This is a genomic window from Hyphomicrobium sulfonivorans, assembly GCF_013306565.1.
GTDB classification, from domain to species: Bacteria; Pseudomonadota; Alphaproteobacteria; order Rhizobiales; family Hyphomicrobiaceae; genus Hyphomicrobium_A; species Hyphomicrobium_A sulfonivorans.
The window spans coordinates 1-1,456 of record NZ_PZPO01000012.1 but is presented as its reverse complement, the minus strand read 5'-3'; the positions used below and the strand labels follow the sequence as shown (position 1 = coordinate 1,456).

At 66.8% G+C, this 1,456-nt stretch carries 3 protein-coding genes; all 3 read left to right on the top strand.

The window, feature by feature from the left end:
• Nucleotides 1–378, top strand: a 378-nt coding sequence (locus tag C6Y62_RS16130; protein ID WP_173954801.1) for a tyrosine-type recombinase/integrase, incomplete at its 5' end; no start/stop codon positions are given.
• Between the two features lie 10 nt (nt 379–388).
• Nucleotides 389–832 (top strand): hypothetical protein, encoded by a 444-nt coding sequence (locus tag C6Y62_RS16125; RefSeq protein WP_173954800.1) that lies wholly within the window; start codon nt 389–391, stop codon nt 830–832.
• Nucleotides 825–986, top strand: coding sequence for a hypothetical protein (locus C6Y62_RS16120; protein ID WP_173954799.1), 162 nt, complete (start codon nt 825–827; stop codon nt 984–986). Before C6Y62_RS16125 ends, C6Y62_RS16120 begins: the two co-directional genes overlap by 8 nt.
• The last annotated feature ends 470 nt before the right edge of the window (nt 987–1,456 follow it).

Here is a 1,456-nt window from a genome sequence, read left to right as displayed (position 1 = left end):
AAGCTCGAGCGCGCCAACGTCTGGGACCACACGCTTGACCTCGTCTTCAGCACCGACTGGGGCGTCCCTCTCGACCCGGCCGCCGACCAAAGGGAGTGGAAGCAGCTTCTGCGCGACGCCGGTGTCCGTGAGGTTCGTCTCCACGACGCTCGGCACACCGCCGCCACCCTCCTGCTCCTGCAAGGAGTCGACATCCGCACGGTCATGGCCATCATGGGCTGGACCGAGATGGCCACCGCCCAGCGCTACGTCCATGCCGTGGACGAGCTCCGCCATGAGGCTGCTCGTCCGATGGGCGCGGCCCTGTGGTCCGGTGGAGCCGTACTTGGAGGGGTGCCGCCGCTCGCTGCCCGCGCCGGCGAGGGCGCTCCGTCGTAGGGTCCTTGACGTGACGACCTTGCCGACGTGGGCCGTGTACGCGATCAGCATCGGAACGCCCACCCTGACGTTCCTCGGGGTGCTCGTGGCTCAGCTCTTCACTCGCCGCGGGGACGTCGAGCTCGAGACCCGGTCGAAGCGCGAAGAGACGATGAGGACGATGCGCTGGGCCGCCGAGCTCTCGGCGTCCGCTGACGACCGCACCGTGAGCCTGGGGGTCGCGGAGCTGGCCGCGCTCTTGGAGTCGGACCTGCTCGACGAGTCCGACAAGGTCTTCGTCGAGGCAGCACTGGACGCCGTGTACGAGCCGATCGAGACCGAGATCGAGCAGCTCGGTGACGATGTGGAGGTCGTGCAGTACCTCACCGACGAGGTCGAAGCCCTCGTGGACGCCACCGAGGGCGGCGTATCGTTGGAGCGAGACGACGGAGACGGAGGTGACCTGCGTGGCTAAGAAGGTCGTGGTGTCCAGCGCCCAGAAGTCGGCCGCCAACGCGATGCTGCGCCGCAGCGCCATCACCGGTCGCTACGTCTCAGACTCCGTTCGCAAGATCGCCAACGCGAAGGTGCAGCCGCTCAACGGCAAGCCGGCCAGCGTTATCAAGTAACGGTGACATCCCCGGCTGCACCCGGCCGTCAGCGGACGTGGCTCCCCGTTGAATGGGGCTCGCGGGCTGTCTCTCAACCGTGAGCGAGTCACCGCACATACCGGGTCCGGATAGTCGACCAGTCCCGAACCGAACTTCTGCGCCGCCAAGGGAATGGCCGAGACGTTCCCGCCCCGCGGCGTTGAGCGGGACTCTGGGAACTCTGACCTAGACGGAGTTGCAATGTTCTCCCCTCACGACGTCACGGAAACCTGGTAGCCGTGAGATTGGCGGTTTGGGACCACCCCTTCCGCGAGCCGCTTGTAGCCGAACGGAGGATCGGCGGCACAACAGCTCTACCTAGGATCGAGTCATGTCCGACCGAGCCGCCACGCCGCCCGCTGGTGACGTCGTTGGTCTGCTCGCGGCGTTCGCCATCGTTGGTGTTGTGTCCGTCGTCGCTGACGTCATGATCCTGAGCCGGGCCATCG